This window comes from Hydrogenophaga sp. ANAO-22 (assembly GCF_042466645.1).
Lineage (GTDB): Bacteria > Pseudomonadota > Gammaproteobacteria > Burkholderiales > Burkholderiaceae_C > Hydrogenophaga.
In genome coordinates this window covers 4,230,564-4,254,133 of the sequence record NZ_CP159956.1, presented here as the reverse complement: position 1 = coordinate 4,254,133, position 23,570 = coordinate 4,230,564, and the positions used below count along the sequence as shown (strand labels likewise).

General features: G+C 60.2%; 26 protein-coding genes. 3 read left to right on the top strand and 23 right to left on the bottom strand.

Annotated elements, in window-relative coordinates; translation table 11 throughout:
* Positions 1-403 precede the first annotated feature (403 nt).
* Positions 404-1,810 (top strand): tyrosine-type recombinase/integrase, encoded by a 1,407-nt coding sequence (locus ABSY19_RS20560; protein ID WP_382155509.1) that lies wholly within the window; start codon positions 404-406, stop codon positions 1,808-1,810.
* A 234-nt stretch (positions 1,811-2,044) separates the two neighbouring features.
* Entirely contained in the window at positions 2,045-2,785 is a 741-nt protein-coding gene (locus tag ABSY19_RS20555; protein ID WP_382155506.1) for a hypothetical protein, read from the top strand.
* 135 nt (positions 2,786-2,920) lie between these two features.
* On the opposite strand, the gene ABSY19_RS20550 is transcribed toward ABSY19_RS20555, so the two are convergent.
* The 13 genes from ABSY19_RS20550 to ABSY19_RS20490 form a co-directional block, all read right to left on the bottom strand.
* Positions 2,921-3,469, bottom strand: coding sequence for a hypothetical protein (locus ABSY19_RS20550; RefSeq protein WP_382155503.1), 549 nt, complete (start codon positions 3,467-3,469; stop codon positions 2,921-2,923).
* 225 nt (positions 3,470-3,694) lie between these two features.
* Positions 3,695-4,417, bottom strand: a complete 723-nt coding sequence (locus ABSY19_RS20545; RefSeq protein WP_382155500.1) for a hypothetical protein — start codon at positions 4,415-4,417, stop codon at positions 3,695-3,697.
* Positions 4,414-4,989 carry an SET domain-containing protein gene (locus ABSY19_RS20540; RefSeq protein WP_382155497.1) on the bottom strand — a complete coding sequence of 192 codons (576 nt, stop codon included), beginning with the start codon at positions 4,987-4,989 and terminating at the stop codon, positions 4,414-4,416. Before ABSY19_RS20540 ends, ABSY19_RS20545 begins: the two co-directional genes overlap by 4 nt.
* 175 nt (positions 4,990-5,164) lie before the next feature.
* Positions 5,165-7,141, bottom strand: a complete 1,977-nt coding sequence (locus ABSY19_RS20535) for an AAA family ATPase (RefSeq protein WP_382155494.1) — start codon at positions 7,139-7,141, stop codon at positions 5,165-5,167.
* Positions 7,125-7,475, bottom strand: a complete 351-nt coding sequence (locus tag ABSY19_RS20530) for a hypothetical protein (protein WP_382155491.1) — start codon at positions 7,473-7,475, stop codon at positions 7,125-7,127. The genes ABSY19_RS20535 and ABSY19_RS20530 overlap by 17 nt, the downstream gene beginning before the upstream one ends.
* The gene (locus ABSY19_RS20525) at positions 7,472-7,819 is read right to left on the bottom strand and encodes a hypothetical protein (RefSeq protein WP_382155488.1); all 348 of its coding nucleotides are present in this window, start codon (positions 7,817-7,819) and stop codon (positions 7,472-7,474) included. The genes ABSY19_RS20530 and ABSY19_RS20525 overlap by 4 nt, the downstream gene beginning before the upstream one ends.
* Positions 7,816-8,046: a helix-turn-helix domain-containing protein gene (locus ABSY19_RS20520; RefSeq protein ID WP_382155485.1), complete on the bottom strand. Its 231-nt coding sequence runs from the start codon at positions 8,044-8,046 to the stop codon at positions 7,816-7,818. The genes ABSY19_RS20525 and ABSY19_RS20520 overlap by 4 nt, the downstream gene beginning before the upstream one ends.
* Before the next feature lie 148 nt (positions 8,047-8,194).
* Positions 8,195-9,694: a hypothetical protein gene (locus tag ABSY19_RS20515; RefSeq protein ID WP_382155482.1), complete on the bottom strand. Its 1,500-nt coding sequence runs from the start codon at positions 9,692-9,694 to the stop codon at positions 8,195-8,197.
* 280 nt (positions 9,695-9,974) lie between these two features.
* Positions 9,975-10,622 (bottom strand): hypothetical protein, encoded by a 648-nt coding sequence (locus tag ABSY19_RS20510; protein WP_382155479.1) that lies wholly within the window; start codon positions 10,620-10,622, stop codon positions 9,975-9,977.
* Positions 10,619-10,885 carry a hypothetical protein gene (locus tag ABSY19_RS20505; protein WP_382155476.1) on the bottom strand — a complete coding sequence of 89 codons (267 nt, stop codon included), beginning with the start codon at positions 10,883-10,885 and terminating at the stop codon, positions 10,619-10,621. The genes ABSY19_RS20510 and ABSY19_RS20505 overlap by 4 nt, the downstream gene beginning before the upstream one ends.
* Positions 10,886-10,932: 47 nt before the next feature.
* Positions 10,933-11,463, bottom strand: a complete 531-nt coding sequence (locus ABSY19_RS20500) for an HNH endonuclease (RefSeq protein ID WP_382155473.1) — start codon at positions 11,461-11,463, stop codon at positions 10,933-10,935.
* A 487-nt stretch (positions 11,464-11,950) separates the two neighbouring features.
* Positions 11,951-12,268 carry a helix-turn-helix domain-containing protein gene (locus tag ABSY19_RS20495; RefSeq protein WP_382155470.1) on the bottom strand — a complete coding sequence of 106 codons (318 nt, stop codon included), beginning with the start codon at positions 12,266-12,268 and terminating at the stop codon, positions 11,951-11,953.
* A 52-nt stretch (positions 12,269-12,320) separates the two neighbouring features.
* Complete coding sequence (locus ABSY19_RS20490) at positions 12,321-12,680, bottom strand: helix-turn-helix domain-containing protein (protein WP_382155467.1); 360 nt, start codon at positions 12,678-12,680, stop codon at positions 12,321-12,323.
* Positions 12,681-13,073: 393 nt separating this feature from the next.
* On the opposite strand from ABSY19_RS20490, the gene ABSY19_RS20485 reads away from it, so the two are divergent.
* Positions 13,074-13,529, top strand: a complete 456-nt coding sequence (locus tag ABSY19_RS20485; protein WP_382155465.1) for a hypothetical protein — start codon at positions 13,074-13,076, stop codon at positions 13,527-13,529.
* Here ABSY19_RS20485 and ABSY19_RS20480 read toward each other — a convergent pair.
* The 10 genes from ABSY19_RS20480 to ABSY19_RS20435 form a co-directional block, all read right to left on the bottom strand.
* Positions 13,508-13,981 carry a DUF2514 family protein gene (locus tag ABSY19_RS20480; protein ID WP_382155462.1) on the bottom strand — a complete coding sequence of 158 codons (474 nt, stop codon included), beginning with the start codon at positions 13,979-13,981 and terminating at the stop codon, positions 13,508-13,510. The genes ABSY19_RS20485 and ABSY19_RS20480 overlap by 22 nt on opposite strands.
* Positions 13,978-14,517, bottom strand: a complete 540-nt coding sequence (locus ABSY19_RS20475; protein ID WP_382155459.1) for an N-acetylmuramoyl-L-alanine amidase — start codon at positions 14,515-14,517, stop codon at positions 13,978-13,980. Before ABSY19_RS20475 ends, ABSY19_RS20480 begins: the two co-directional genes overlap by 4 nt.
* The gene (locus tag ABSY19_RS20470; protein ID WP_382155456.1) at positions 14,514-14,891 is read right to left on the bottom strand and encodes a hypothetical protein; all 378 of its coding nucleotides are present in this window, start codon (positions 14,889-14,891) and stop codon (positions 14,514-14,516) included. Before ABSY19_RS20470 ends, ABSY19_RS20475 begins: the two co-directional genes overlap by 4 nt.
* Positions 14,892-15,597: 706 nt before the next feature.
* On the bottom strand, positions 15,598-16,305 hold the full coding sequence (locus ABSY19_RS20465; RefSeq protein ID WP_382155453.1) for a hypothetical protein: 708 nt from the start codon (positions 16,303-16,305) through the stop codon (positions 15,598-15,600).
* Entirely contained in the window at positions 16,302-19,298 is a 2,997-nt protein-coding gene (locus ABSY19_RS20460) for a phage tail protein (protein WP_382155450.1), read from the bottom strand. The genes ABSY19_RS20465 and ABSY19_RS20460 overlap by 4 nt, the downstream gene beginning before the upstream one ends.
* A complete protein-coding gene (locus ABSY19_RS20455) occupies positions 19,291-19,731 on the bottom strand; it encodes a C40 family peptidase (RefSeq protein ID WP_382155447.1) in 441 nt (146 codons plus the stop codon). The genes ABSY19_RS20460 and ABSY19_RS20455 overlap by 8 nt, the downstream gene beginning before the upstream one ends.
* Complete coding sequence (locus ABSY19_RS20450) at positions 19,728-20,633, bottom strand: DUF2163 domain-containing protein (protein ID WP_382155445.1); 906 nt, start codon at positions 20,631-20,633, stop codon at positions 19,728-19,730. The genes ABSY19_RS20455 and ABSY19_RS20450 overlap by 4 nt, the downstream gene beginning before the upstream one ends.
* Positions 20,630-21,244: a DUF2460 domain-containing protein gene (locus ABSY19_RS20445; protein ID WP_382155442.1), complete on the bottom strand. Its 615-nt coding sequence runs from the start codon at positions 21,242-21,244 to the stop codon at positions 20,630-20,632. Before ABSY19_RS20445 ends, ABSY19_RS20450 begins: the two co-directional genes overlap by 4 nt.
* Positions 21,244-23,241, bottom strand: coding sequence for a hypothetical protein (locus tag ABSY19_RS20440; protein ID WP_382155439.1), 1,998 nt, complete (start codon positions 23,239-23,241; stop codon positions 21,244-21,246). The genes ABSY19_RS20445 and ABSY19_RS20440 overlap by 1 nt, the downstream gene beginning before the upstream one ends.
* Positions 23,238-23,507: a hypothetical protein gene (locus tag ABSY19_RS20435; protein WP_382155436.1), complete on the bottom strand. Its 270-nt coding sequence runs from the start codon at positions 23,505-23,507 to the stop codon at positions 23,238-23,240. The genes ABSY19_RS20440 and ABSY19_RS20435 overlap by 4 nt, the downstream gene beginning before the upstream one ends.
* Positions 23,508-23,570 lie beyond the last annotated feature (63 nt).

Sequence of the window (23,570 nt, the reverse complement as noted above, 5' to 3'; positions counted from 1 at the left end):
CGCTCCGTCACCAACCACTACTCAATGGCCCAGATTCGAGAACTTCATGAAGCTCTGGAGAAGATCACACAGCCGACCAATGGCTGGAACAAGAGCCTCCAGGCGCTGAAAGCGGAGCATGCGCTGCGGAAAGCTGGCACACGGACTTGAGCCTCGGATGCTGATGATCAATTCCGAGTCCCGCAAAAGTCCCGCAGCAAAGAAAAACGGGCTAGCTCTTTTGGAGCTAACCCGTTGATCTAGAACGATGTTCTGGTGCGGCTGGCAGGAATTGAACCCACGACCCCTTGGTTCGTAGAGAAAGAGCCACCCATATTCGGATGTTTCCGATTGATTTCGTTCACCTGTTTTCCCTCTGTGGATGTAGCTTTGGTCATTTCGCAATGTTTCGTGAGTTCGCGGTATGCTGTTACCCCAATGTTACCCGGGGAACAACATGGCAGAGAAACTGGACTTCACAATCCGCGCAATTGAGGCTTTGCCCACCCCTGTGGAAGGTCGCAAGGAGTACAAGGACGTGCGGGTGCCCGGGTTGTACTTGCGGGTAACGAACCGAGGCGTGAAGACATTCTCCTGCGTAGGACGCGCAAAAGGTTCAAGCAAGGTGGAGCGTGTCACTCTGGGGAAATTTCCATCTGTGAAGCCCGAACAGGCGCGTACGCGAGCTGTGGAGATTGCCGGTCAGCAGGCTAGCGGCGTCAGCCCCGCCAGCTCGGCACGCGAGCGAAGAGGTGAGATGACCGTAAACGACCTCTATGTTGAGTACCTGAAGCACTCCAAGCTGAGTGTCCGAGGCTGCAAGTCCCTTGAGCTGACGCATCGTCTCTACATCGCTCCCTACTTCGGGAATCGTCGCTTGTCAGAAGTTACGGGAAGAGACGTCGCAAAGTGGCATCAGTCTCTGCCTGAGTTGATTCTTCGCAGGCGCAAAGAGGAAGCGGACGCTCGCGAATTGCTTCAGCAGGAGGAACGGAAGGAAATAGCGGCTCGCCAAGCAATAAGGCGACGCGGTCCGCTTCCGACGCTCAAGAAGCCCGCAAAGTTGTCTACGGTCACCTTTACAGGGCAAGTCACAGCCAATCGGGCAATGGAGCAGTTGCGGGCGATGTTCAACTTTGCCGCTAAGCCAGTGCGAGCCTACTTTGTCGGAACAAACCCAGCTACTGGGCACACCCGTTTCGTGCAAAAGTCCCGCGAGCGTTTTTTGCTCCCGCAGGAGTTGGCACCCTTTTTCCAGGCTCTTGAAGAAGAGCCAAATCAAGCCGCACGAGACGCTTTCCTCACGAAGCTACTTACAGGTGTGCGGCGAGCAAACGTCCATGCAATGAGGTGGGACGAGTTGGACTTGGAGAATGCAGAGTGGCACATCCCCCTAACAAAGAATGGAACACCCCAGACGGTGGCACTGGTGCCGGAGGTCGTATTCCTTCTGCGTGAACGCGAGCGAAACGCCCAGAAAGGCTGCCCGTTCGTCTTTCCTGCTGGACGAAAGAGTAAGACTGGCCACATAGGCAGTTTGACGAAGGCATGGGCCCGTGTCCTGAAGCGTTCGGGATTGAGAAACATCCGGCAGCATGACTTGCGAAGAACGCTCGGGAGTTGGCAGGCACGCACCGGTGCTAGTTTGGTTCTCATCGGAAAGAGTCTGAATCACAAACATCCAGCTTCTACTGCAGTCTATGCGCGGCTGGACACAGACCCAGTCCGAGATTCCATTGGCCGTGCTACTTCGGCCATGTTTGAAGCCGCAGGGCTCAAGGCACCCGCAGAAGTCATCCCTCTGCATCCTCAGACAACAGCAACGAGGTGAAGGTGCTTCTGGGTCTTCCTCTCCTACAACGTGACACCCTCTCACATGCGCTCAAAAAAACGTCGCTCAATCAAGGTGACGTCTCGAAAGGTTATTCTGTATCAACGCACTGCGCGGCTTTTTGAGAGGCAGTGAGCTGACACCACTTTTAATCACGCATTGGGAGGGAAGCGAATGAACTGGATTGGTATGGTCGTAGGCGCCGGGGCTGGGGCAGTGGCTGTGGTGCTCAGCATGGGCATCCTCAAATTACTTGGGAAGAGCAACTCCAAGAGCGCAAATGTTTTGCATGTCGTGGTCTTCGCAGCTGCTCTCGCACTCGGGCGAGAGTTTGTTGAACCAAACATAAGAGCGCAGCAAGTCGAGTCGGGCTTGCTGGAACTGCCCATCTATCGCGCACTTCAGCAATACGAACCAGAGTCTTACAAACGGGTTGTGGCTGCCATTGAAGAAGGAACTGCGAAACAGTGGCCTCAAGAGCGAACGTGGGCCGTCACGCGTCCAATCCTGGGCGAGGTAGCTGCAAAGCGCTTGCCACATGCGTCTGACCCAGTTTTAGTAAGGTTTGCTGAACATCTCATCAATGCGACCACCCTTCTGCATGCCAAAGAAGGGACGGCCTGCTTCTCGTATGTCAACCCAGCTCCCGGTGAAGCCGTTGATTTCACCACGCTGCTGGGTAGAGAGGTCGCAAACCACGAACTCAATCTTGTTGCAGAGGTGGTGACTTCGGCTGCAGGAACTTCTAGGACTCCAGTTGCAGACGCTGACGTTGCAGCAGACATGGAAACGGTGCTCGGAAAGCTCCTCCAGAAGTACACACAGGAAGAGTTGCTGGGTCTGCAGAACTTACAGGCGCCAAACCTCGACAAAAAGAAATACTGCCTAATCATTTCGGACTTGTATCGTGAGTCAGTTGCACTTGCCGAACCCAACAACAGCCGCTTACTGCGATACCTGATGCAGGGGCAGTGAAGTTGCATGTCTGCACTAGCTGCATCAACCAGCCATTGCCAGACCCTCGAAACCTTCCTGCTGGGGAAATGCTCGCAAATCAGGCAGCAGTCACTTTTCTGACCCGTGACAAGCACTCAGCGATGAATTGGTCCACTATGCATCCCACGCCGCCGTCAAGGGCCTCGACGAACCGTTGCTGGCTATATCTCTCTGCTCGATGAACGCCGCAAGTGCTGCGCGAGACGCTTTGGGTTCACCCGGATAACGACCGGTAACCAAGAGGCAGGCAAACGAGAACATTACGCTCGTCAGCCAGAAGAAGAAAGCGAGGGCTGGGACACTCCACATCAGCACGGCATTCTCTGAGCCGGAGTCGTACATCTGCCACCCAACAAGACCAATGGCAACGACTTGCGCAAAGTGGGCAAGGTAGCCCCAGGACGTGCGAACAATGCCGCACAAGTCGGCGAACCTGTTTCGCAATAGCTCCCCGCTGTGGCGCGCAGATGAGTACTGAATCGCTTTGGGCACCACCTCTTCGCTTTCTAGGGAGGTGACAGGCACACCGAGCGAGATAGCCATCTCTTGCAGGCGACGCTTCTCGACGCTCTGCTTTTCCCACGCGCCTATGGCAAGAACAAGCAGGCCAAACGCGAAGGACGCCAAGAACGCCCCGCCAACATGAAGTACCGCAAAACCCATTGGTCGCTCCCTTGCAGCGTTGCTGCAGACGGCGCCATCTTAAATGCGAGTCACAGGCGAGCGATGCTAAAAGGTCCAAACGCAGCAAGTACTTACGGGATTGCTTAGTCACTGGGGAAGGCTTCCAGTGCCTCCCTTTGTCGAGCGAGTTCACGGGCCAGGTCGCGGAGCATCTGGCGAGTTCCGCCCTTCCAACCGTTGCTGCTAACCCTGGCCTTGCCGTCTTTACTCTTCGGTCCGGTGGACTGCTCCCACGGCTTCCATCGCTTGATGGCCTCGCGCTGTCGTTCCCGCTGTTCCTGCGTCCAAGACCGTGCTGCCATGCTGTGTTCCATCTAAAAGTTTGGTTTGCTGGTTTTCGTTTTCTCCGCACGCCTGCGCGGGCGCATGTGCGCGCGTACTGGTCTCGAAATGGCTCGCCGTCCCGTTGTTCACCTGCTGCGGGCCGTTGGAGATGTTGGCCTGGCGGGCGAACACTACAGGCGGGTTTTTGATGTTGGCGAGCGTCTCCAGGGTGTTCCGGCACTGGCTCTGGGCCTTCAGAGCAAGACGCATGTAGCTCTCCGCAGCTTGGGGGTAACTACCCATGTTTAGGGCAGAACGACATGCCATCTCCGCGAACATCGCATTGAGCGCCACGGCCTGGCTGTAAAGCAGCGTCTCTGAACTTTGCAGGTTGCCGGCGTGCACATCCTTCATGGTGGCCCGAAGAGCCTTGACCGCAGGTGTGATGCCAACATCTCCGTTCACGCGCTTCCCAAAGCTCTGCATGAGCATCATGTTGGACACCATCCCGCTCACCGCACTTTCGGCGTAAAGCTTCTCCATGTCCTTCGGGTCGCCCTCAATTTGCAGGACGTTGCTCGCCGGGGGTTCTTTGCTGCTATCAGCGGGTGAAGGGGCTACCTTCTTGGAGGGCTTCGCTAGTTTCTTGCTTGGAGCATTCATTTGATTTCCTTTGATTGTTTTTCAACAGGGGACATGTCGATGGATGGCAAGTAACCGAAGCGTCTCAACAAGCCATCCACGTCGCGGGCCAGCTCGTCATGGGACGCCTCGCACCAGTTCGCCCAAGGCTCCCCCAAACGCCGAAGGGCAAGCGCTCGCCACCGTAGAGTGGTCACGACCTCCCCTGCCACCGGACGAAGCCCCCAGCCGTTCACGCATCCGACCTGGCGGTAATCGACTGTCAGTTCTTCACCAGGCGTCAGCGTGCGGCGGCTCAACATCACAAGGCCTTCGGGTTCGGGCACAAACACGCAATTGGGAAGCGGTGAATGGTTCGTGAGCCGTCCGGCCACTGTGCGACATGCGCCGACCCGTGCCATGGCCACCGGCTTGCCCTCCGGAACCGGCAGCGTGCAGAACAGCCCGCGACCGTGGATGCGTGAGCGCCCCAAGGCAAAGCTGTCGTAACCGGGCGGCATCTCGATGTGGTCGCGCATGTCAGCAACGACAGCAGTGACTGACGCCTTGGCCAAAGAGTATTCAGCCAGGAAGCGTTGGTAGTCGTCATGCACCAGGCACCACACCGGGTTGATGGCTCCGGGGGCTCCCACCCCAACCGGGAGAAATCACTTCTGATGGTGTCGCCGAAGTCTCCTCCGGTTCGCTCCTCCCCCCTATAGGGGGAGCGGAGACTTTCGGAGACTCCGACACTCTCCGAAAATGGAGAAAACGGCGAAGTTCGGAGACTCATGCCAACCATAGCCACCCCTCATTCAGGCCGAGAACGCCACGGGCCAGAAGACCGGTGATGGCTTCTCTGGCGCGGCTGTTCCGCTTATCTGTGGGGCATGTAAGGCGAGCAGCGCCAGCGAGCACAGCAGCATCAAGCTCAATGCAGGGGCGCAACGGTGGTGCGCCTGGCTTACCGCTCTGACCCTCCTTGAACAGTGGCCGCAATGCCTCAAGCACGAGCCGCTGATTGCCCCCTGCAGGTAGTTTCGCCCGGGTGACTTCCTCGGAGACCATGTCGCGCACCACCACACACGATGTGATGGCCTCCCCTTGGGCGTCGGTTCCGAGCATTTCGATTTGAAGCCGGAAGGCCTTTACATCCCCGTCTGCGCCGTCCTTGGACTTCGCCACGCGCCACTCCCTGCGTTCACCTTCTCGGGACACCTCGACCGCTGCATCCATGGCCGCGAACAGAGAGCTATGGCCACGGAGCCCGCGTGTCGCGTCCTTGCCTGTGTGATGCACCAGCACCACCAATCCGCCGATGAGCGCCTGCAGGTGCTTCGCCGCTTCGAGAATCTCGCCCATGTCCTTGGAGCTGTTTTCGTCCGAGGTTGGCGCGGCCCGGTTCAGGGTGTCCAGAAAAACCACCGCACCCTGGGGAACAACAGCCGCAAGGTCGTGCACGTCCCGCATGTCGGTCAACTTGAACGGCTGCAGGAGCATGTGCAGCGTCCTCGGCAGACTTCTCCCCCTATAGGCCTCCCACGCTGCCACGCGCAGACGAAACCCCGCTTCGCCCTCCAGTGCGGCATAGACCACCGGGGCTGCCTCCGTGCGGCAGTCGAACCAGCGCGCACCCTCAGAAATGGCGGCGGCCATGTCCAGTGCCAGAAACGATTTCCCGGATGCGCTAGGACCATACAGCCCCGCCAGGCCAGCAGCGGGCAGAACACCACGCACGCGCCAGGCCAACGGTGGGAGAGCCGCCAGGTCAGAAGCGCGCAGCAGCTTGTACCGTTGCGCGGGTGCCGTTGGGCTGGACAGAAGTGCCTCCACAGCATCCATTCCGTCACGCTGCGCCAGGTCGTTGATGTCCGAGTTCTGCTGCCACCCTTCAGGCATCGCGACGTACTCAATGCGCAGCTCTTGTGCGAGCGCCTTCGCCTCGGCCTCCTTACCAACATCCGGAACGACCACCAGACGCGCAGAGGGGTCAGATGCGCGCAGCTCGGTCGCAACCGCCCGAACCCTGCCCCAGCCAAAGCACACCACCGCGGGACGACCTGTTGCCTTCCAAGCGGCCCAAGCCTGCCCGATGCCCTCGCACAGAAACACCATGGCACTAGGACCGAGGTCGCCAACGACGTGCCACCCTTCCAAGCTTGCGCCCGGAAAATTCAGCTTCCCCGGTCGCCCTGCGGCCTTCAATCGCGCAGCGCCCTCAGGAGCGGCGATGAGCTGCAGGCTAGAGATGGAGCCATCCAGACGGCGAACAGGAACAACAAGCGCCCCTGCCATGCACTCGCCAGCGATGACCAGGGGGTCACCGCTAGGTACGACACGCAGGCCATCGGGAACCCCCTGCTTCTGCTGGATGTAGGGGTGCTCTGCAGAAGCGGGCTTACAGCGCTCCCACACGTCGGTGGGGCCTACCCCTTGCCGCCCTCGATTTGGACGCTCCTGCGGCTTTCTGGGCGTGAGCGCACGGGCGGCCGTTGGTTTCTGCCCATCCACCCGCCAGCCGTTCTGCGCGGCGGCCTTGAAAAGCGTTCCAGCTCCTACCCCTTTGCCCGGTTTGAAGCTGCGCCAGGTGTCGCGGGCGTCACGCTCGTTGTAGTTCCCAGCCTGAGCGCTCCAGTCGTTGAACACGTCAAACTCCAGCCCGGCTGCGTGTGCGGCCATTCCCACCCGAACCCACTCGTCACGCGAAAGGTCGGCGGGTATGGCGTACAAGGCGTCTCGGGCTCGCTCGTTAACCATGGTCAGCATGAGACCTCCCGTTCATGGCCAGCGCCTGCGCCGTGTACTTGCCGTCCAGGCGGTACAAGGCGATGACGCGGTCGGCACAGGACTCCGTGGGGCTGGGAATCTCGATGGTCTCAATGGGCCAGCCCAAGGTGCGCAAGGTGAAGACCACCGCTCCGAGACGCCAGCTCTGCGTGCGGCATTCAAAGTCTGGATGGTCGAATACTTGTCCGTCCATCAACATGCCCAAAGCTTTGTCGGCGAGCGTTCCACGGGTGGGCCACTGGGGCGCGAATGGTGGCGGCTCCAGGAAGGAAAGTTGCTCGGGTTGCGAAACGCTGCGTGGGAGCTTTTTCATGCGGCCTCCACCAAAAGCGACAGCGCCTTCTGAACACGCTCGCGACCACTCAGAGTCAAGCGGTATCGGCCAGGCTTGCAGAATTTTCCGTCGCGGTCCTGGACTTCGGTCCTCTGCATCTCTATGCCATCATGGCCAGCGACCTTGCGCCGAAGTTCCATGATGATTTGCGGGCCGTTGGAGGCACCTGCAATGCGGTCAACCTCTTCGCGTGACACCCATCCGCCGGCATCGGCCAGAGCGACAAGTACACGGGTTTGACGTGGCGTGAAACGGAAAGACTGTTTAGAATCGAGGCTGTCTAGGGCGCTCGGGTTTTCGTAAGGAAGCTCGGGCGTTTTCATTTCGAGCCCTCCACCGAAGCATTACGCAGGTTCTGCTCAATGAATCGCTCAATGTCTGAGCGGCGGTAGCGGACGTGATGGCCGAGTTTGAAGAATGGAAGCACCACCCGATTGGTGCTTCTCCAGACTGACAAGGTCGCTTGGGGCAGGTTCAGCAGTTCAGCTGTCTGCTTGGGCGTGAGGTTTTCGCTCGAAGTGATTCGGCGAGTTGCGGAGAGGGTTTCCATGAGTCGGAACCTTTCGGTTGTTTACGTACCCCGAATTCCGATGGCGGGGTGAAGACTCGTCACTCAACCCCGCGCCCTCTCGCTCTAAAACCCCGCCCGGTTCAGGGTGCTAACCCTGACTGGACCACTGTTTCACCCTGCTTGGTCCCTAACGTGGGTCGGCCAATTCCCTCAGCGCGTATACCTTTGGAAAGTGTTGCTCCAACCTCTCCCAAGCCTTTTCCTGTCCGAGTGGGCGGCCCTTCTTGCGCTTAGGACTAATTAGCCACTGCATGACTTCGAACGGGCAGAAGAGCGGCTCGACAGTTCTCCCCCTTTGGCCTTGCCCTGTGACCCTCCGAGCCGCCTTAAGTGCCGGGGTGTCGCTTAAGTTTTTGAACCAACTCAAGTTCATGCCGGTGAATGCTCCGAATGCTGCAATCAACTCGTCACGCGTGGCCAGAACCGCAAAGTCAATCGTGTCGCCTTTTGCCAAACGCTTCTTTGTTGGCACCAGCTCATCAAGATACGGAAAGCTCAGCCTCACCTCTTCCCCGATGGACTCATCCGCGAGCCAGGCATTTACGTCCTCTTGAAACAGGTCGCGGTGCCAAAGGTGGGTCTTGGGGATGAACTCGCGTTCTACGCGAATGTTGTTAAGCCGGAGGGTGAGTTTTTTCGCGTGAATGGCTGCATCCATCTGCTCGGAAAGCGACTTGGCGTCCAAGCCGGGGCTGAGGTCCGCGATGACTTGCGCGGCCTCGACGAGCGTGTATCTACCTCTACGCCACTTTGCAAGCCGTTCCTCAACCTCTGCGCAGAACTCGGGAAACGACCGGCACATGGTGCTTATGTGGCCAGCGAACGCCGTAGACACCTGTCGCATGTCGCCTCCAACTGGATGGGCCTCCTTCCAGCGATGCGCTTCAGGTGGCGGCATTGAGGCCAAGACAGCATCTTCGTTCTCCTTGAGATACCTCCCCAGCCCAGCCAAGAAGAAGCCTCGATGCACGCGAAAGTTGTTCTCCATGGCCCAACGGCACCATTCTTCAGGAGACAACCTATCCAGCCCGTTGGTTGTCGCTAGTCGTTCAATGCTTTTGGCTGCCGCGCATGGGGCCGTGGCGTCGTAGCTGGGAACCGGGCGTGAACCGAGGTCATGGTAAAGGTCAGGGTCCAAGCCCTGCATCAAACGTGCCGCCTCCCCAGAGCCCAAGGTCTTCATGTTTTCGACCCAGTACCGCCAGTCAATGAGCTTTTTGTTCTGAAGGAACTCAACTACGCCAGCGTGGGAATCTTCAGATGAATACGTGGCGAGGGGCTGCCTGCGTTCGAACCCCTCCAGCGCCATGTTGAGGACTGCATCTTCCAGATAAGGTGAGAGTTTCAAGTCACGGTCACCCTCACGCTCGTCCATCATCGACCACCGCCCGGGCCCGTAGTCGTGCTCAAAATCGGCGGTGAACTCGTCGAGCCACACGAACACACCTGCGGGGAGCTTGGAAACGGACTTCGACAACCAAGCCGCGTAGCCCTGCTCGTTGCTGGCGAACTGCTCGCGGAGTTCGGCTTCCAAGCCTTGCACGGCTGCCACGTACCGGTCCCATTCCTTCGGGAGCAGTTTTGTAGGGACACCGTCAACCAAGTGGTAGGTGTCGGTATTCTCCATTCCCTGGAACGCCCCGGACTCTCGCGCAAACTCTCTCGCGACCACGTCTGGCGAAATCGTCCAACCAGTAGCGTATGGAATCGCTCGCACAGGTAGCGCATCCCTGTCTGCCACCTTGACCACCAATGACGAGTAGCTGCTCTCTGCCTCAGCTCGGCTTACTGACCTGTCCATTGCACGCCTTCGCAGTGCCCTTCAAATAGATGCCCCAGCAGGCGGGTGAAGGTTTCCCGCTCTTCGGTTCGCGGGCCTAGCTGGGGCAAAAACTCACGTACCGACTTCAGGTCGCGGAGCCCGCGACAACCTTCAGCATGGTGTTACGAAACTTCTCGTCGGTCAGGGCTGCACGCTTTCGCCTGGCGTTCTCCAAGGCTGACTGGTTTCGGACGACTGGGCTAGACGTGATGAGTTCTTGCATCTGCGCCAGCAGCCCCTCAAACTCTTCTTGAGCGTCTGGGCCATAGCTCCAGGAATCTTCTTCTGAAAACATGATTCCACGCGCAGCCGCACCGGCAGCACACATGAACCGCGCGAGATGCGCACGATACTGTTCTTCAGGCACGTCGAGCGACTTGATTTCACGGTCTACCTTCGCCAACTGTGTGCCGACCCTCAGCTGTTCTTCCAGACGCTTCTTTTCGGCAGCAGTCGGATACACGATGAGCCTGAAGATATTTGACGTCTTGCTGCCCCATCGAGAAAGGACATGCCTGCGTCCCGATTCGTCTTTCCAGCGGATGCCACGCGCCCCCGGAACCTCACCAGGGAATGGAGTACCGAGCGGCACGAGGTCTGACTCTTCCAAGACACTACGTTGACCACAGAACGCCACTTCGCCTGAGCTTTCGTAAACCATTCTTTTGAGGCCCGGCCACTCTCGAATATGAGGCGCGACACAGGCCAACGCCACCTGGGCACGGCTGCTCATGCCGCAACCTCGACGGCGCTGGACTCTCCGGCACGCGCTCGCTTGAGCTGTTCCAACGTGAGCAGAGGAAAACGCGTGCGTTCCTCCCAAACGAGCTGCAGCGTTTCATCAGAGCACTTCACTCCGACGCGGATGTGTGTGGGGGTGTACTCGCCCTGAGTTGTTACCACGCAGTCCAAAGGGCTTGAAGAGTCTGGATTGTCGTGAGGTACGACGAAGGCGCGTCGGTCACTGAAGGGAGCGATTGCGGTTGATTTAGACATGATGCATTTCCTTTTTCAGTTGAGGGTGGGTTCTGGCGAGGGGAACGTCATCCAGCCACTTTGCGAGTAACAAACTCGATGGCCGTGCTGTCGCTCTTGGAGAGGTTGCAACGGACACATGCAGCGACCAGATTCAGGGTGTCATCACCACCGCCAAGCGCGCGCGGTAACTGGTGCTCAACGTGCCACGGCCCGAACAGGTTCAGCGGTGTGGCGCAATAGTGGCAATGTCCGCCAGAGCCCTCAAAAATGGAGCGCCTTCGACGAGACACGTACTGCGCTGGGGCTTGCGTATGCGTCAGCACCGGCTCGTCTGGCCATAGCTCCCCTTGCGTGGAGCTGCCCGGTTGCATCAGATGCTTGTCGTTGGCCGAGGTCAGCCGCAAGCGAGCCAATGCGAGCGCCTGCACCTTGTCCTCCGACACGCTGATGACAACGCCCGCATGGGGCTTGACCACCATGTACTTGGTTGCGAACAGACCCCGAGACACGCACGGTACGCTGGCCAGCGCGTAGCATCCGTCTTCGCCGAAGACACCTCCATAAATTGGACGTTGAAGCAGACGTTCGCCGGACATGCTGTGCGCCTTCAGGAGAGCTTTTCAGGGCGAGGCTGGGGGCGTTGCATATCAGTGCCTTCTGGCGAACAGAAGCAACGACTCGGGCTCCAAGTGATGCTTCGCGGCCAACCGGCGCAAGCGCTCTGCTGGCGCACGCTCGCCAACTACGATGAGCGTGGGGCCGTCGTCTTCTGGCTGAAAAGTCCCACACACATCTGAGCCGCATACGTGTTGAAGAACACGGTCCGGAAGTTGACCTGCGACACGGACTTGGCCGATACCTACGGCCTGGAGAAAGCGAGAAAAGCTCATGACGCCTCCCGCTGGAGAGCGTGGCACCCACGTACTGCGGTCGTCAGGCGCTTCTTGAAAAACCGCAGGATGTGCGGTGTAGGTTGGGTAACATAGACCTCAGCCATTTGAACCTCCTTAACAGGTTGATTTGGTCAGGGCTGCATCGGTGTTCCACCACTTTTGCGGCCCGCTTTTTTTCTGGTGCGCGCTGTCACTCTTTCGGTTGTTCCAAGTACTGCGCATGAAGCCTCTTAAGCTCCAACAACAGCGCCAAGTGCTTCAATACCCACACAGGAATTTCCACCCCATCGTTGCGCCAACGACTGGGCGTGTTTCGGTGCAAGCCGGTCGCCCTGCAGAAGTCGCTTACCTTCCAGCCGAGCTCTGACAAGGCGTCGTCGAACTCATCAATCGTCATCAAGCCCCCAACGTTTCTGAATCTTACGAGATTTCCTGAAAATGTGCAACTTTGCGGAACTTCACGCACATTAACGAGACAATCCGTGCTGAGTTCTTGTGCACTGCTCATGCATATTTGGTAACCGACTTCGGACTCGTTTGACCTCTACGCGTGGCGGCATTCAGGGGCTAGAGGAAGTCGCGAAAGACCGATGGCAAAGTGCGCAAAGGCAACTCCCCTGGGAAAAGCGCAAAGCGCGACGTGAGCGGGCGTTTTTGGCGACCGTCAAATGCTCTGCTGCATTTCCAGTCTGCATCTGAGATTCGGCTTCATTTTCAGATGTAGCGGCGTCACCACCCCGATTCAAAAAGCTCTCGATGTCTTCTAGCCTGTATCGCACATGGCCGCCGACTTTGACATAAGGAAGTTTCACTCGGCCCGTGCTACGCCACACCGCCAGAGTAGTAGTCGGGACGCAGAGATAAGTAGAGGCCTCACGGGGCGTGAGGAGAGGTTCTCTAGGCGAGGCATGTGAGCGCATTCGACCTCCGTGAAGGAAAGGCAGAAGGCAAAAACCCGGGACATGCCCGGGTTTTGCTGACTCTCTTCAGAACTTTCTCTTTCAAACAGCACGACTGCTGCCTGACTCTCCCTCGGTTCGCCCTGGTGGGCTTGCCGTTTCCCCCGTGTTACCCCACACCTTTCGGCGCTGGGCTGGGGACTGGAGAAGTCCTTGATTTATATGGTGCGGCTGGCAGGAATTGAACCCACGACCCCTTGGTTCGTAGCCTGCTGAAAAACGAATGGGGTCATGTAAATCAACAGGTTACGGGCGTCCACCCTACCTTTGCAGCGCGACTGCGCACGAGTGAGCATTCTACAGTCGCGCAAAAGTCGCGCACTGCCTCCCACCAAAACACTGTATATTGAACCAGTGTTTTACGAAGTGACCCCATTGCGCCGCAACGCGCGGCGGTTGCGCCCCGAACAGTGGCCGCAGCCTGAATTCGGCTACATCACCATGGCCACCTGGCGGCCAGGGGAGACCTCACTGCTACGCACCGCGCGCGTCGCGACGCTCTACACCAACGTCGGCCTGATGCGCCGACCAGCCCTGGTTCTGATCGAACCCCGCATCGCCTACCTGCCCATGGATGGAGAGGTGTGGGAAGGCACCCAGCTGGAAAGCACGGAAGAAGGGACCAAAGAGGTCGAGCAGGCCTGGCTCGTGCGGCCCACCAAGAAAGACAGCCCACCGCTGCCCCCGTTCGACGTGAAGCTCTGGATGGAGATGCGCCGCGCTTCCGGCGACCGGCCACAGCCACCAGTCGGCAAAGGGTGGATCAAGCCCGAGCGCGGCCGCGACGGTCATGGGGTCAGCGCCCGGTAGGCGCCTTCGCAGGCGAGGCCGGCGATGCGGGCTTGGTCAGCGTATCGCGCGACTCGTTCCTGAGCCTCGTCAAGCCTTCGCTGCACGTCGGCAAGCATTCGCTCGGTGGCTTCGGCTGCTTGGCTTCCCCCGGGAGCGGTGGAATCGGTGCGGCATGCCCGGGCACGGGCGGCAGCGAACTCGTCGCGCAGGCTGCGACCAGCAGCAGCGGCATCAGCAGCAGCGCCCTCAAGGGCATCGATTTTCTTGCGGGCATCTTCCACCTCTTTCTGTACTGCCGCAGTGCGGCGATTGCCTTCCTCGATTGCCACATCCACAGCCCGGGCACGAGCGCGCAGCGATGAGTTCTGATGCTCAAGCAGCGCCATCTCTGCGCCGCGCAAGCGGTAGGTCTGCAGCGCCGCCGCCGCCCCCACCACCAGCACGCACGCGATGGCGGCCTTGGTGATCATGATTGCCCCCATGCCGGCGGCGCCAGGCACTCGGCGATGGCAGACGCCACCAGCCACTTCCTGTCGAGGTAGACGGCCAGGTCCGAGGGGTTGCTGATGAAGCAGACCTCCACCACCAGCCCGCCTGCCCGCACGAAGCCCAGGCGACCACGGGCGCTCTGCGACTGGTCGATCCAACCACCCGCCCCCCGAACGGGCAGTTCAAGCGTGTGGGCGATCCTGCGCGCGATGGTGCGGGCCATTTCACGCTGCGGCGGGAGGCTGATGACCTCCACACCGGTGGCCTTGAAGCTCTCCGCGGCATTCATGTGCAGCTCGATGGCCACGTCGGAGCCCGGTACCAGCGTCAACGCGTGCACCAGGGGCAGGTTCTGCCAGCGATCCCCATCCGTCTTGACCTGGTGGCCCATGGCCTTGAGCTTTGCCGCCACGATGTCGCGCAACTCGGTCATTAGCGCGGCCTCGGTGGTTTTGCCGTCGGCGGCGACTGCTCCGGGATCAGAAGCACCATGGCCCGCAGTAACAGTGAATTTCATTTCATGATCTCCTTCACATCGCGGGCCAGCTCGCCCAGGTCGTGGTCCTTGCGCTTGTCGGCCCAGGCGAAACCGGCGCGCACGATCACCCAGCCCGGCAACCCACAGGCGAAGATCAGACCGCCAAGGGCCATCAGGCCGACCACGCCGCCCACAGCCAGGTGCTGCAGCTGCAGGTACTCCACCGCCATGGCGCCGCCGCCCACGCTGGACACCACCGTGCAGATCAAGGCCATAGCCCACTCGCGTTTGCTCTTCGGTTGAACCCAGAGCATCACCACGACGGTGGCCAAGCCGGCCGGGATGCCGAAAGCGATGGCGGCCTTGTAGAGCAGGTATCCGCCCGCAGCGGTGGATGAAGTAGGTTCGCTCATGGCTCAACTTCCGTAGGACTGGGTTGAATGTTTCTGGTGCGGACGGATACTCATGCCGCGGTGAGTACAAGCGTTGCAAGCGCGTGCGCAGCGTTCCCACCAGGGTTGTAGGCAGCGGGGTCTTCCGTCGTTCCGACCACGCTTTTCACAGCACTGAAAGACTGAAACCGCCCAGAAACTTGGAAGTCCAGTGCGTACCCGGCCGGGGCTGACGCCGTGGCGAATGAACCGGCGAAAGCGCCTACAACGATGCACGCAGAAGGCGAGGCGGCTGGGATGCTGCCAACGCTCGGAGGGTTTGCAGTGTTGGAACCGGGTGCCGCAAAAGCGGCTGATGCCGATCGGACAACTGCCACGTTTCTTACTGCGTAGCTATTGGCGTTGACGCCGTTTGAGGCGCCAAAGGTAAGCCGGAGAGCATCCCCTCCACCACCTGCCGCCACTTTCGTCGCAACCCACAGGAGGCGCGTGCCACCAGTGGCCGCTAGATTGGCCCTGACCGTCCACCCAGTGCCTGACACCCCAGTGTCGATCCCGATCGACGGAGCATTGGTTGTGCCAAGAGCTACGACGATGATGTCGCCCGCAGCTGCGGCGGGCATACTGATGTTGTGCACCGTAGCTGCGCCAGCTACAGTCGAAACATCGTCGACGATGAGGGGGCCGACCCCTGCCGTCATCTTTGCGCTGGCTACGATTCCCGGTATCACAGCGGCTCCGTCGAACCGAACACGTCGGCCACGCTGCTTGAGACGAATTTCACCGTCACCGTGTCGCCCGGCTCCAGCACCAACGTGCCACCCTTTGGCGGATTGAGCGTGACACCAGAGCCGGACAATGTCAGGTTGCCCGAGGCGCCTCGATTGGCGACGTGGTACTCCTCGGGGGCCGCGAAGCCGTCGCCGACGTCGAAAGTGCCCGTCTTCGCGCCAGTCGCCGTGAAACGCACGTAAGAGCCAGCATCGCTCGGATCGAAGGCCCGAGCTGCCGTGGCGTCAGTGATGAGAGGGGCAGCAGAGCCCCCTCCACCGCCTCCACCCGCTTGGCCATGAACGCCACCGGGGCCACCTCGGTAATCTCGGATCACTGTGGGGACGCCGCCTGCCGTGGTGATGTGGAACACCCGCGCATAGTCGACCAGGTTGTTCCAGTTGGTCATGCTGGTGGAAGTCGTCATCGCGCCTGTGGAACGCGCCACCACGAGGTAGTTCTCCGCTGAGTTGGTCAGCGTAAGCGTGCCGTCAACGATGTCGAAACCGCCCCATCTCGCACCACCGAGATACCCCCATGTGAGTGCTGCGCTGGTGTCCGGGTCACGCCCATAGACCTGCTGGTGCGCGAGGATGTCCAGCGCCTCGTTGACGGTGGGAAATGGATCAGCGGGATTCCCGCCTGGTACGCGCGGAGCGCTCATGGTGCTGATGTCTCCAAAGTGGCAGCGAATCCCTCGCCAACGGTGTCCGAGAGTTGCTGTGCGGTGATCGTGATGGGGTCGCCGCTGGTGAATCCGTCAGCGGCAATCTCGGCCGCCGAATACGTCCATTCGAGATCGGTGTCGTTGTGCGTCCGCACGAGGCTCAAGCCGTCGTAGACCTTGAAGCGGAAGGCCGCCAGGGTCTCACCCAGCGGCGCGAACGTGCCGGTGGTGGTGTAGCGGGCCACCAGGCGCGATCGGCGATCCGCCGACACCTCCAGGTCGCCGCCAGCATTGGCGTGAGCTCGAAGGCGCCAAGGGCTGTAAGGCATCAGCGAGATGCCGCTGTCGGCGAACTCCTCCTCGATCACCGAGGACAGCAGCAGGTTGAGGGTCACCGCCTTGACTTGCTGCTCCACGCCGATGTCGGTGGTCTCATTGACCATCCGGCGCAACATCGAGTCAAGCAGAACGAATCGCGCCCCCGAGGGGTGCTCGACGATCTTGTGCTCTTGACCAAGCTGACCGCGCAGGAACTGCGAAAGGTCATAGATGCGGTACAGGCCATCGTTGCCGATGAAATCGGCATGCACGAAACGCAACGGCTCATCACCGATCACGGCAGCGTTGATGGTGCGGTCGACCGCCATGTCGGCAAGTGTCGAGCTGCTCAACTCGCCGCGGACGCGAACGCGTACCTTACCGGCGTGCTGGAGAGACCAGCTACCTCCTGCGTGGCTTGCAAGCGCCGTGGTTGTCTCGCCGATCACTGCGGAGTCACCCGTGATGAACTCCTGTTCGTACGCTTCGGGAAGCCGTGCGCGCACAAACACGGCCCCTGGCCATTCGTCCGCCGCGCTGGAGCGGCCAGGGGTGATGGCGACGTAGGGGCCAGGCGCATCGGCGTCAGCGTCACGCAGCGCAGGGATGTTGACCGTCTGCCACTCTGTCGGGGCAATGAGCACCGGTTCCGCCGGCACGTAGCCCTCGTAAGTTGGGTCGGGCGGATTGAGCACGCTGGCGTCATCAAGCGCGCAATCCCATTCGATCACCACCAGCGAATCGCGCTTCGTGATGACGCGCAATCTGTAGGTGCGACCCTGCGGATTGGTTGTCGTAATGATCTGACCAGGTTGCACCCTGGCGTACTTGCGACCGCCCACACGCAGCGTCACACGCCCGAGGCCGGCCATGAGATCGAGCAGCATCGAGGTAACGGTGTTCTTGGCTTGCGCTGGCGTCATGCCAAAGGCCATCTCCACCACCCTCGTGCTCACCATGCTGCTGTCGATACGATCGCTGAACTCCGTACCAACTGCGTAGTCGGCATGGGCGTTGCGATAGCGCAGCGCGATCTGCGCCGGCAACTCGCTCTCGTTCCCTTGCACCAACGGGAACGGTTCACCGGGGTCGGCATCTTCGTTGGCGCCCAGGTCGCTCCAATCGACCGCCATGACGGGCACCGTGGCGCGCGGAGAGATGTAGAGCCTGTCGGTGCAGAACGCCTCGTACTTGGCGTAGGGTCGAAGTGTCTCCAGGTGCGCCCGCGTGCCGCTCACATCGCCTGTTGCATAGCCCTCCAGTGGCACGTCGTACAGATCCTCGTGCACCTGGAACTCATTGGGCATGTAGCCCGCGCGGACCAGAAGCGCATCGACAGTCGCCTTGACGTTGGTTTCGAGCGTAGGCTGATAGACCGGGTCCGTGCCGTATCCACAATAGAGACGCGAGAGTCGAAACGAGGCGAAGATGGCGCCGCGCATGTCAGTCACACCAACGGCACCGAATGCCCAGGATCTGCTCCCGACCGCCAGAGCATTGGGCGACACGACCGTCATGAACAGGCTGTTGTCGACGTAGATCTCCATCGTGTGCAACGTGCCCGCCGGGAAGACGATTCCCAATCGGCCGGTCAATGGAAAGTTCGTCGCAACAACTTCAGGCTCAGGCAAGTTGAGGCGATGCCAAACCAGATCAAAGCTGGCGCCTGGATTTGACACGGAGTCGTGATCGCGAATGGAAAGCCTGTGGGAGTTCAGCCCATCGCTGAAAATCCAGAACTGAGTTGCTCCATTGGCGTAAGACGGACCGCCCACGGGGGAGCGGATCTCCATGTCGAAGAAGTTGTAGTCGAGCGCGATGTATCGGTCGGTGGTGGCGAAGTCATGTGCCACGTCAAAATCGCCACCGTCCGCGGGAAACTGGAATCGCGTTTGCCCGCCGTTTGGAAACGACCACTGAAGTTCGACGCCGGTCGTCTTAAAGTCCAGCGACGTGAACACGCCGCTCGCACTCGGCGTTGCGTTCTGAGCGGGAGGAAGCTGATCGCCGAGCTCCGTCACATTGGTCAACGGCATGTATATCCGCGCACCCGATAGATCAATTCCGGAAACGGTGTTGGCCTGATGCTCCAGGTTCGGAATCTGCTTTCCATTGGTCAACTGCAGACCCGTGATGACGATGCTCGTTCGACCGCGGTATGCCGGCGCATTGCCCACGCCCACCGCCGCTTCATAGGTCGGGTCCGGCAATTGATCGTCCGCTCCTGTGTAGACGACGTAGGAGGCCCAAATGCCTTCCTTGGTCTTGACCTCACTGCGCACGAGCTCGGCATTGAGCCAGTCACGAGCCACGTCGGTAGTCACGTTCTCGGAAAGCAGGATCATGACGTCACACTCGTAGGTGAACGTCGTGTACTTGCTGCCACCGCCCTTCCCTACTTTCTTTCGCTGAGCGATTTCGCGCACGGGGCTGGCCCAGACAATCTGCCCCGTCAAGCGCGGCTTGCCCGCCAGCCAAGGCACTGCCTGGCCATATGCCGTGCCAATGATGTTGCGGTCCTCCAGGCGCGGGCCCTGCTGGTTGCTGCCGCCCATGGCCGACGAGAGGAGCGAACCCGCCATGAAACCCCAGGAGGCATAGGAAATGCCCCAGATACCGCCCGTGAAGAACGAGCCGATGGCCGCGCCGATGTACGGAAGAGCCTCAGACATGGGCCACCTCCGGGAATCGGAATGCGGCAACGAACTTCATGCCGGCGGCGAGGACCAGCCGCTGCTCGACCACCTCGCCGCGGCGGTTGTCCGCATGAATGATCGACAGGCCGCCCGAGTGGTCTCCCAGGATGCCGACGTGGTGGGGAAACCTGTCCCACGCGATCACAAGCAGGTCGCCCGGGGCCATCTCTGTCTGCGGCACTTCGTGGGCCATCAGTGGCCGTATTTGCCGCATGAGCGTCACGCCGTCTGGAAGCCGCCGGTAGCCCGTGACGTTCCATTCCCGCGCCTTGAGGCCGAGATCCCAGGCAACGCCCACCGGCAAACCCACGCAATCGATGCCACCATGGAGACCCTTGACGCGCCCCTGGTGCAAATAGGGCGTACCGATGTAGGCACGTGCTGCGGTCACGACTTCGGGCCGGCTCATCCGCCCACCCCGCTCAGAATTCGATCCGCCGTCGGGCGGTGTTCCTCTCCCTGGAAGTTGGGCACGTTGCCGAACTTGTCGCGGCAGTCAGGGCCAAGGCGCTTTCGGCATCCCGCTTCTGCGATGAGTGTGTCGCCGACCTGGATGGCGAGAACAGCCGGCGCCGTCAGTACGAATGTGCCCGAGGCGAACGAACTCACCTGCATCTCTATGCCTGCGTTGTTGCCGGTGATCCATTTGACGTTGCCGGCGCCGAAGTAGTCGACGCTCTGGCCCGCACCGCTGCAGACGAACGTGCCCTGATCCGTCACACCGGTGACCGTCAGGTTGTGCCGAAACCCCGTGGGGTTCGCGTTGCACTGCCCTGAGCCCGTGGAGAACAGCCGCGCGCGACATGTGGGCTGGGACACAATGCCGATGGGTTGTTGCAGCCGTTGCTTGAGGCAGCGCAACTCCATCGTGATCCTGGCGCTCTCCACCTTGGGCTGACCCATGGTGCCCACCTTGAGCGTCTCGATGTCGTCCGCAATCGTCGTCGTCGCCACATCCCATCGAAACAGGAACAGACGGAAACGAGCAGCAAACCAGCGGCCAGCAAGCAGGTCGGCTTCCAGAAACGTCTGGCCATTGTTGAGCGTGACGAAGCTCGTTTCGTCGACCTCGAACCCGGCCGTGCTCTCCAAGGTGCCGAAGGTGAGCCCATGCAGCGGGGAGAACTCGAAGCTGGTGAGTCCGGCAAGGTTCCACGGGAGGCTGTTCCATGGCGTGATGTCGATCTTTCGAGGCACCGAGAGCGATGTCAGACCCATCGTCGTGCCGTCGGCACGCTGCAGCAGAAGCCCAACAGCCATGCAGGTGTGGCCGGTGTCGTAGTGCGCCTGGAGCGATGCAGGGATGTTCATGCTTCCTGCCGCGTTTCCCGGATGCTGATGTCCGACCAAGAGGTGAGCATTGCAGAGCCACCGAGGACGGCAAACGCGGCTTGCGGCGACGTGAAGGCCACCGGAACATGGAACTGGCCCATGAGGGCATACGTATCTCCGCCCGCATGGCCGGCGATCACCACCCGGCCATCAGTTGTCGTGATCGTGGTGGACCCGGTGATGTCGGTGGTCGTTCCCGACCTGGTTCGGAACACCTTGACGCCCGGCGCGGGCTTGTAGATGGGCCGAACGGCTGTACGGCCTGGTGACTGGTAGAGCCGATTGATCTGCCAGGTCGTGCCGCTGATCAACGTGAGATTCGAGTTTTGAAGGGTGAGCCGATAGTCGGACCAGTCCTTAAACCGAAACCCGTCAATCCCGCGGACCACCCAAAAGAACGCGCGCAAGGCCTCGAACTCCTCGCCTGTGCGCGGTGGCTGTTCAAAGGAATACTCATGAAGTGGATACGGGTCCATCAGGTTCGTGAACCGCTGGCCGCCGATCGTCCCCGCCTGCATTGCCGTGAAGCGTGGCCCCCCCACCATGTTGGCGCTGATCTCGGGCGGAAAGAGTTGCTCGTAGAACGACATCACATGTTCCTTTGAGCGGCCTGGAGACCACGTGCTGCAGCTTTCGACAGCTGCGCTTCTGTGCGCCGATCCACCGGGCCCTGCACCGAAAAGTAGTTGGTGACGGAGAAGGCACGCCCGGCTCCAGCGGCGTTCTCAGCAGCGGGAATGATCCTTTCGCCCTCGTGGACCATGGCGAGCATGTCACGCGGCACATAGTCAGTACCAACGTCAAAGGACGGGACTCCGCCGAATAGACTGCCGGCGATGCTTTTCAGCGCACCGCCAACGACACCGCTACCACTGCCGCCACTGACCATGTCCCCGAAAAGGTAGCGAGACAACTGCGCGGCAGCGGCCTCTGCCACCATCCGTTGCAGCATCTTGGTGAAGGCCTCGCCAACGTTGTCGAACTTTCCCTCCATGAGATCGACGAAAGTGTCACCGAGTGAGTCTTGGATGTTCTCTGCAGCCCGTTTCGTAAAGCTGTCCAGCTCGCTGAGGGATTCACTCACCTTGTTGGTTGCCTCATAGGCACTTTGCGCTGCGTCCACTGCACGCTCATAGGTATCGCGGTAAGACGGGCCGAGCTTGTCGAGCAACATCTGCTGCCTCGCCAGCTCGCGGTTAAGAAGCTCCAGTGGTGTACGCGTGTCGTCGTACACCTGCTTCCCGAGGTCGGCCAACTCCTTCTTGCGCTCCAGTTCCTCCACCTGGAGTTCCTTGAATTGCTTGTCTATCTTCTCGAACTCTCTGGAGGCATCAATCTCCGCAGCGGTATTGAGGAGTGACTCCCGCTGCTTTTCGGTAACCTGACCCAACCGGCCGAGTTGGAGATCACGCTGGACCTTCTCAACCTCGGTCAAATTCAGGGTGGCTTCCAATTGGCGCTGTAAAGCTTCCAGGTGGCGTTGCGCCTCCGCGTTGGGATCCTTCGATTTCTTTGGATCGTTCGATTCCTCCACCACCTTGATCCCAGGCTTGGCCTCCTCGCCCGCAGCCTGGCGACGAAGCCGTGCATCCTCCGCTGAGGATTGGTTCAATGGGTTGCCTGCATCGTCGAGGGCCCGCAGTTGTGTTCGAAGAGCATTGACAGCCGCTTGTCGTTTTGCCAACTGCTCTCGGAAGGCATCACTATCCGGAGCCGATCTATCGTTGAACAGCTTCAGCGCATGCTCGGCTTCCTTGATCTGCACCACGAGCGCGCGGCGGCGAGCCGCGCCACCATCGCCTTGAGCGAATCTCCTCTTGAGCTCTTCATCGCTCGCGAAGATGATCTGCAGAAAGCTCTTCCCCTCCTTCTGTCCCACTCGAAATCGCTCGATCACGGCATTGATTTCCGTGATCAGGCTGACGCTCATCGCGCGGCCTGCATCCTCAGCGTTGGACTGAAGCGCCGCCAGTTGCTTGTTGAACTTGTCAACCTCTTCTGCAGCCTGCGTGCTGATCCGCCCTTGAAGCCTGCCAGCCTCAGCCAAGTCACGGAGGAATGGACCCACCTCCTTTACCGACTTGCCAAACAACTCCTGCACCGCGCGCGCCTTGTTGCCATCATCGGCAAAGCCCTGCAGTGCCACCGCTGTCCTACGAAGTGCCTCTGCAGGGTCCAGTCGCTTGAGTTGCTCGATGTCGAGATTGAGTGCTTTGAGAACAGCGCCAGCGCCCTTGTCAGGGTCAGCATCCTTCAGCACTCCATTGAACTTGAGCAGCGCACTGCTGGCAACTTCAAACGAGCCACCAGTTTCACGCGCTATGCGATCAAGTGCGCTGACGCTCTCGACCGTGGAGCCCGAGACCTCGGCGAGGTCCTTAATTCCATCAATTGCATCACGTGCGTTGGTGGTCAGGCCAATCAATCCGACTGCGGTGATCGGAACGGCGAACGAAGCCAATGCAGCAACAGAAGCTGCCTTCAGGGTGTTGAGGTTGAAGCCAAGACCGTCGACGCGCCGGCTGACCGCGGCGAACGCCGCCGCAGTGCGGTCTTCAGCGGTGAGGGCGATCTTGGGTTGGGTCATGACTCAAAGCTGGCGTTGATGGATGCCACTTGCCGAGCGAGTTGCTCCGCAGTTGGCTGCTGTTCGGCTTCTTCGCCCTGGTCGTTGATCTGCCAGGGATCGGCGCCGAGGAACTGCGATGCCGACCAGCGGGTCTTGTCGGCCTTGCGCAGCTCCCCGTTGTGGATGGCGGCCAGCACCTGCGCATGCCGCATGCGTTCTGCCGCCGGGTGCAACTGCTCTCTGGTGAACATGACCTGCCATTCCCCGAACTCCTCTGCGCTCATGCGCGCGCCCAGTTCTTCCACAGTGCAGCCCAGCCGAAGGGCAAGAACGAAGGCGAAGCGCCT

Bases quoted from the DNA above. Each gene is read 5' to 3' on its own strand.
- ABSY19_RS20560 (WP_382155509.1), top strand. From the start codon at position 404: ATGCTGTTACCCCAATGTTACCCGGGGAACAACATGGCAGAGAAACTG.
- ABSY19_RS20440 (WP_382155439.1), bottom strand. From the start codon at position 23,241: ATGACCCAACCCAAGATCGCCCTCACCGCTGAAGACCGCACTGCGGCG.
- ABSY19_RS20475 (WP_382155459.1), bottom strand. From the start codon at position 14,517: ATGAAATTCACTGTTACTGCGGGCCATGGTGCTTCTGATCCCGGAGCA.
- ABSY19_RS20450 (WP_382155445.1), bottom strand. From the start codon at position 20,633: ATGAACATCCCTGCATCGCTCCAGGCGCACTACGACACCGGCCACACC.
- ABSY19_RS20435 (WP_382155436.1), bottom strand. From the start codon at position 23,507: ATGAGCGCAGAGGAGTTCGGGGAATGGCAGGTCATGTTCACCAGAGAG.
- ABSY19_RS20530 (WP_382155491.1), bottom strand. From the start codon at position 7,475: ATGAAAAAGCTCCCACGCAGCGTTTCGCAACCCGAGCAACTTTCCTTC.
- ABSY19_RS20490 (WP_382155467.1), bottom strand. From the start codon at position 12,680: ATGCGCTCACATGCCTCGCCTAGAGAACCTCTCCTCACGCCCCGTGAG.
- ABSY19_RS20525 (WP_382155488.1), bottom strand. From the start codon at position 7,819: ATGAAAACGCCCGAGCTTCCTTACGAAAACCCGAGCGCCCTAGACAGC.
- ABSY19_RS20465 (WP_382155453.1), bottom strand. From the start codon at position 16,305: ATGAGCGCTCCGCGCGTACCAGGCGGGAATCCCGCTGATCCATTTCCC.
- ABSY19_RS20510 (WP_382155479.1), bottom strand. From the start codon at position 10,622: ATGAGCAGCCGTGCCCAGGTGGCGTTGGCCTGTGTCGCGCCTCATATT.
- ABSY19_RS20500 (WP_382155473.1), bottom strand. From the start codon at position 11,463: ATGTCCGGCGAACGTCTGCTTCAACGTCCAATTTATGGAGGTGTCTTC.
- ABSY19_RS20535 (WP_382155494.1), bottom strand. From the start codon at position 7,141: ATGCTGACCATGGTTAACGAGCGAGCCCGAGACGCCTTGTACGCCATA.
- ABSY19_RS20455 (WP_382155447.1), bottom strand. From the start codon at position 19,731: ATGAGCCGGCCCGAAGTCGTGACCGCAGCACGTGCCTACATCGGTACG.
- ABSY19_RS20545 (WP_382155500.1), bottom strand. From the start codon at position 4,417: ATGAATGCTCCAAGCAAGAAACTAGCGAAGCCCTCCAAGAAGGTAGCC.
- ABSY19_RS20480 (WP_382155462.1), bottom strand. From the start codon at position 13,981: ATGATCACCAAGGCCGCCATCGCGTGCGTGCTGGTGGTGGGGGCGGCG.
- ABSY19_RS20555 (WP_382155506.1), top strand. From the start codon at position 2,045: ATGGGCATCCTCAAATTACTTGGGAAGAGCAACTCCAAGAGCGCAAAT.
- ABSY19_RS20495 (WP_382155470.1), bottom strand. From the start codon at position 12,268: ATGAGCAGTGCACAAGAACTCAGCACGGATTGTCTCGTTAATGTGCGT.
- ABSY19_RS20550 (WP_382155503.1), bottom strand. From the start codon at position 3,469: ATGGGTTTTGCGGTACTTCATGTTGGCGGGGCGTTCTTGGCGTCCTTC.
- ABSY19_RS20520 (WP_382155485.1), bottom strand. From the start codon at position 8,046: ATGGAAACCCTCTCCGCAACTCGCCGAATCACTTCGAGCGAAAACCTC.
- ABSY19_RS20470 (WP_382155456.1), bottom strand. From the start codon at position 14,891: ATGAGCGAACCTACTTCATCCACCGCTGCGGGCGGATACCTGCTCTAC.
- ABSY19_RS20505 (WP_382155476.1), bottom strand. From the start codon at position 10,885: ATGTCTAAATCAACCGCAATCGCTCCCTTCAGTGACCGACGCGCCTTC.
- ABSY19_RS20460 (WP_382155450.1), bottom strand. From the start codon at position 19,298: ATGTCTGAGGCTCTTCCGTACATCGGCGCGGCCATCGGCTCGTTCTTC.
- ABSY19_RS20445 (WP_382155442.1), bottom strand. From the start codon at position 21,244: ATGTCGTTCTACGAGCAACTCTTTCCGCCCGAGATCAGCGCCAACATG.
- ABSY19_RS20515 (WP_382155482.1), bottom strand. From the start codon at position 9,694: ATGGAGAATACCGACACCTACCACTTGGTTGACGGTGTCCCTACAAAA.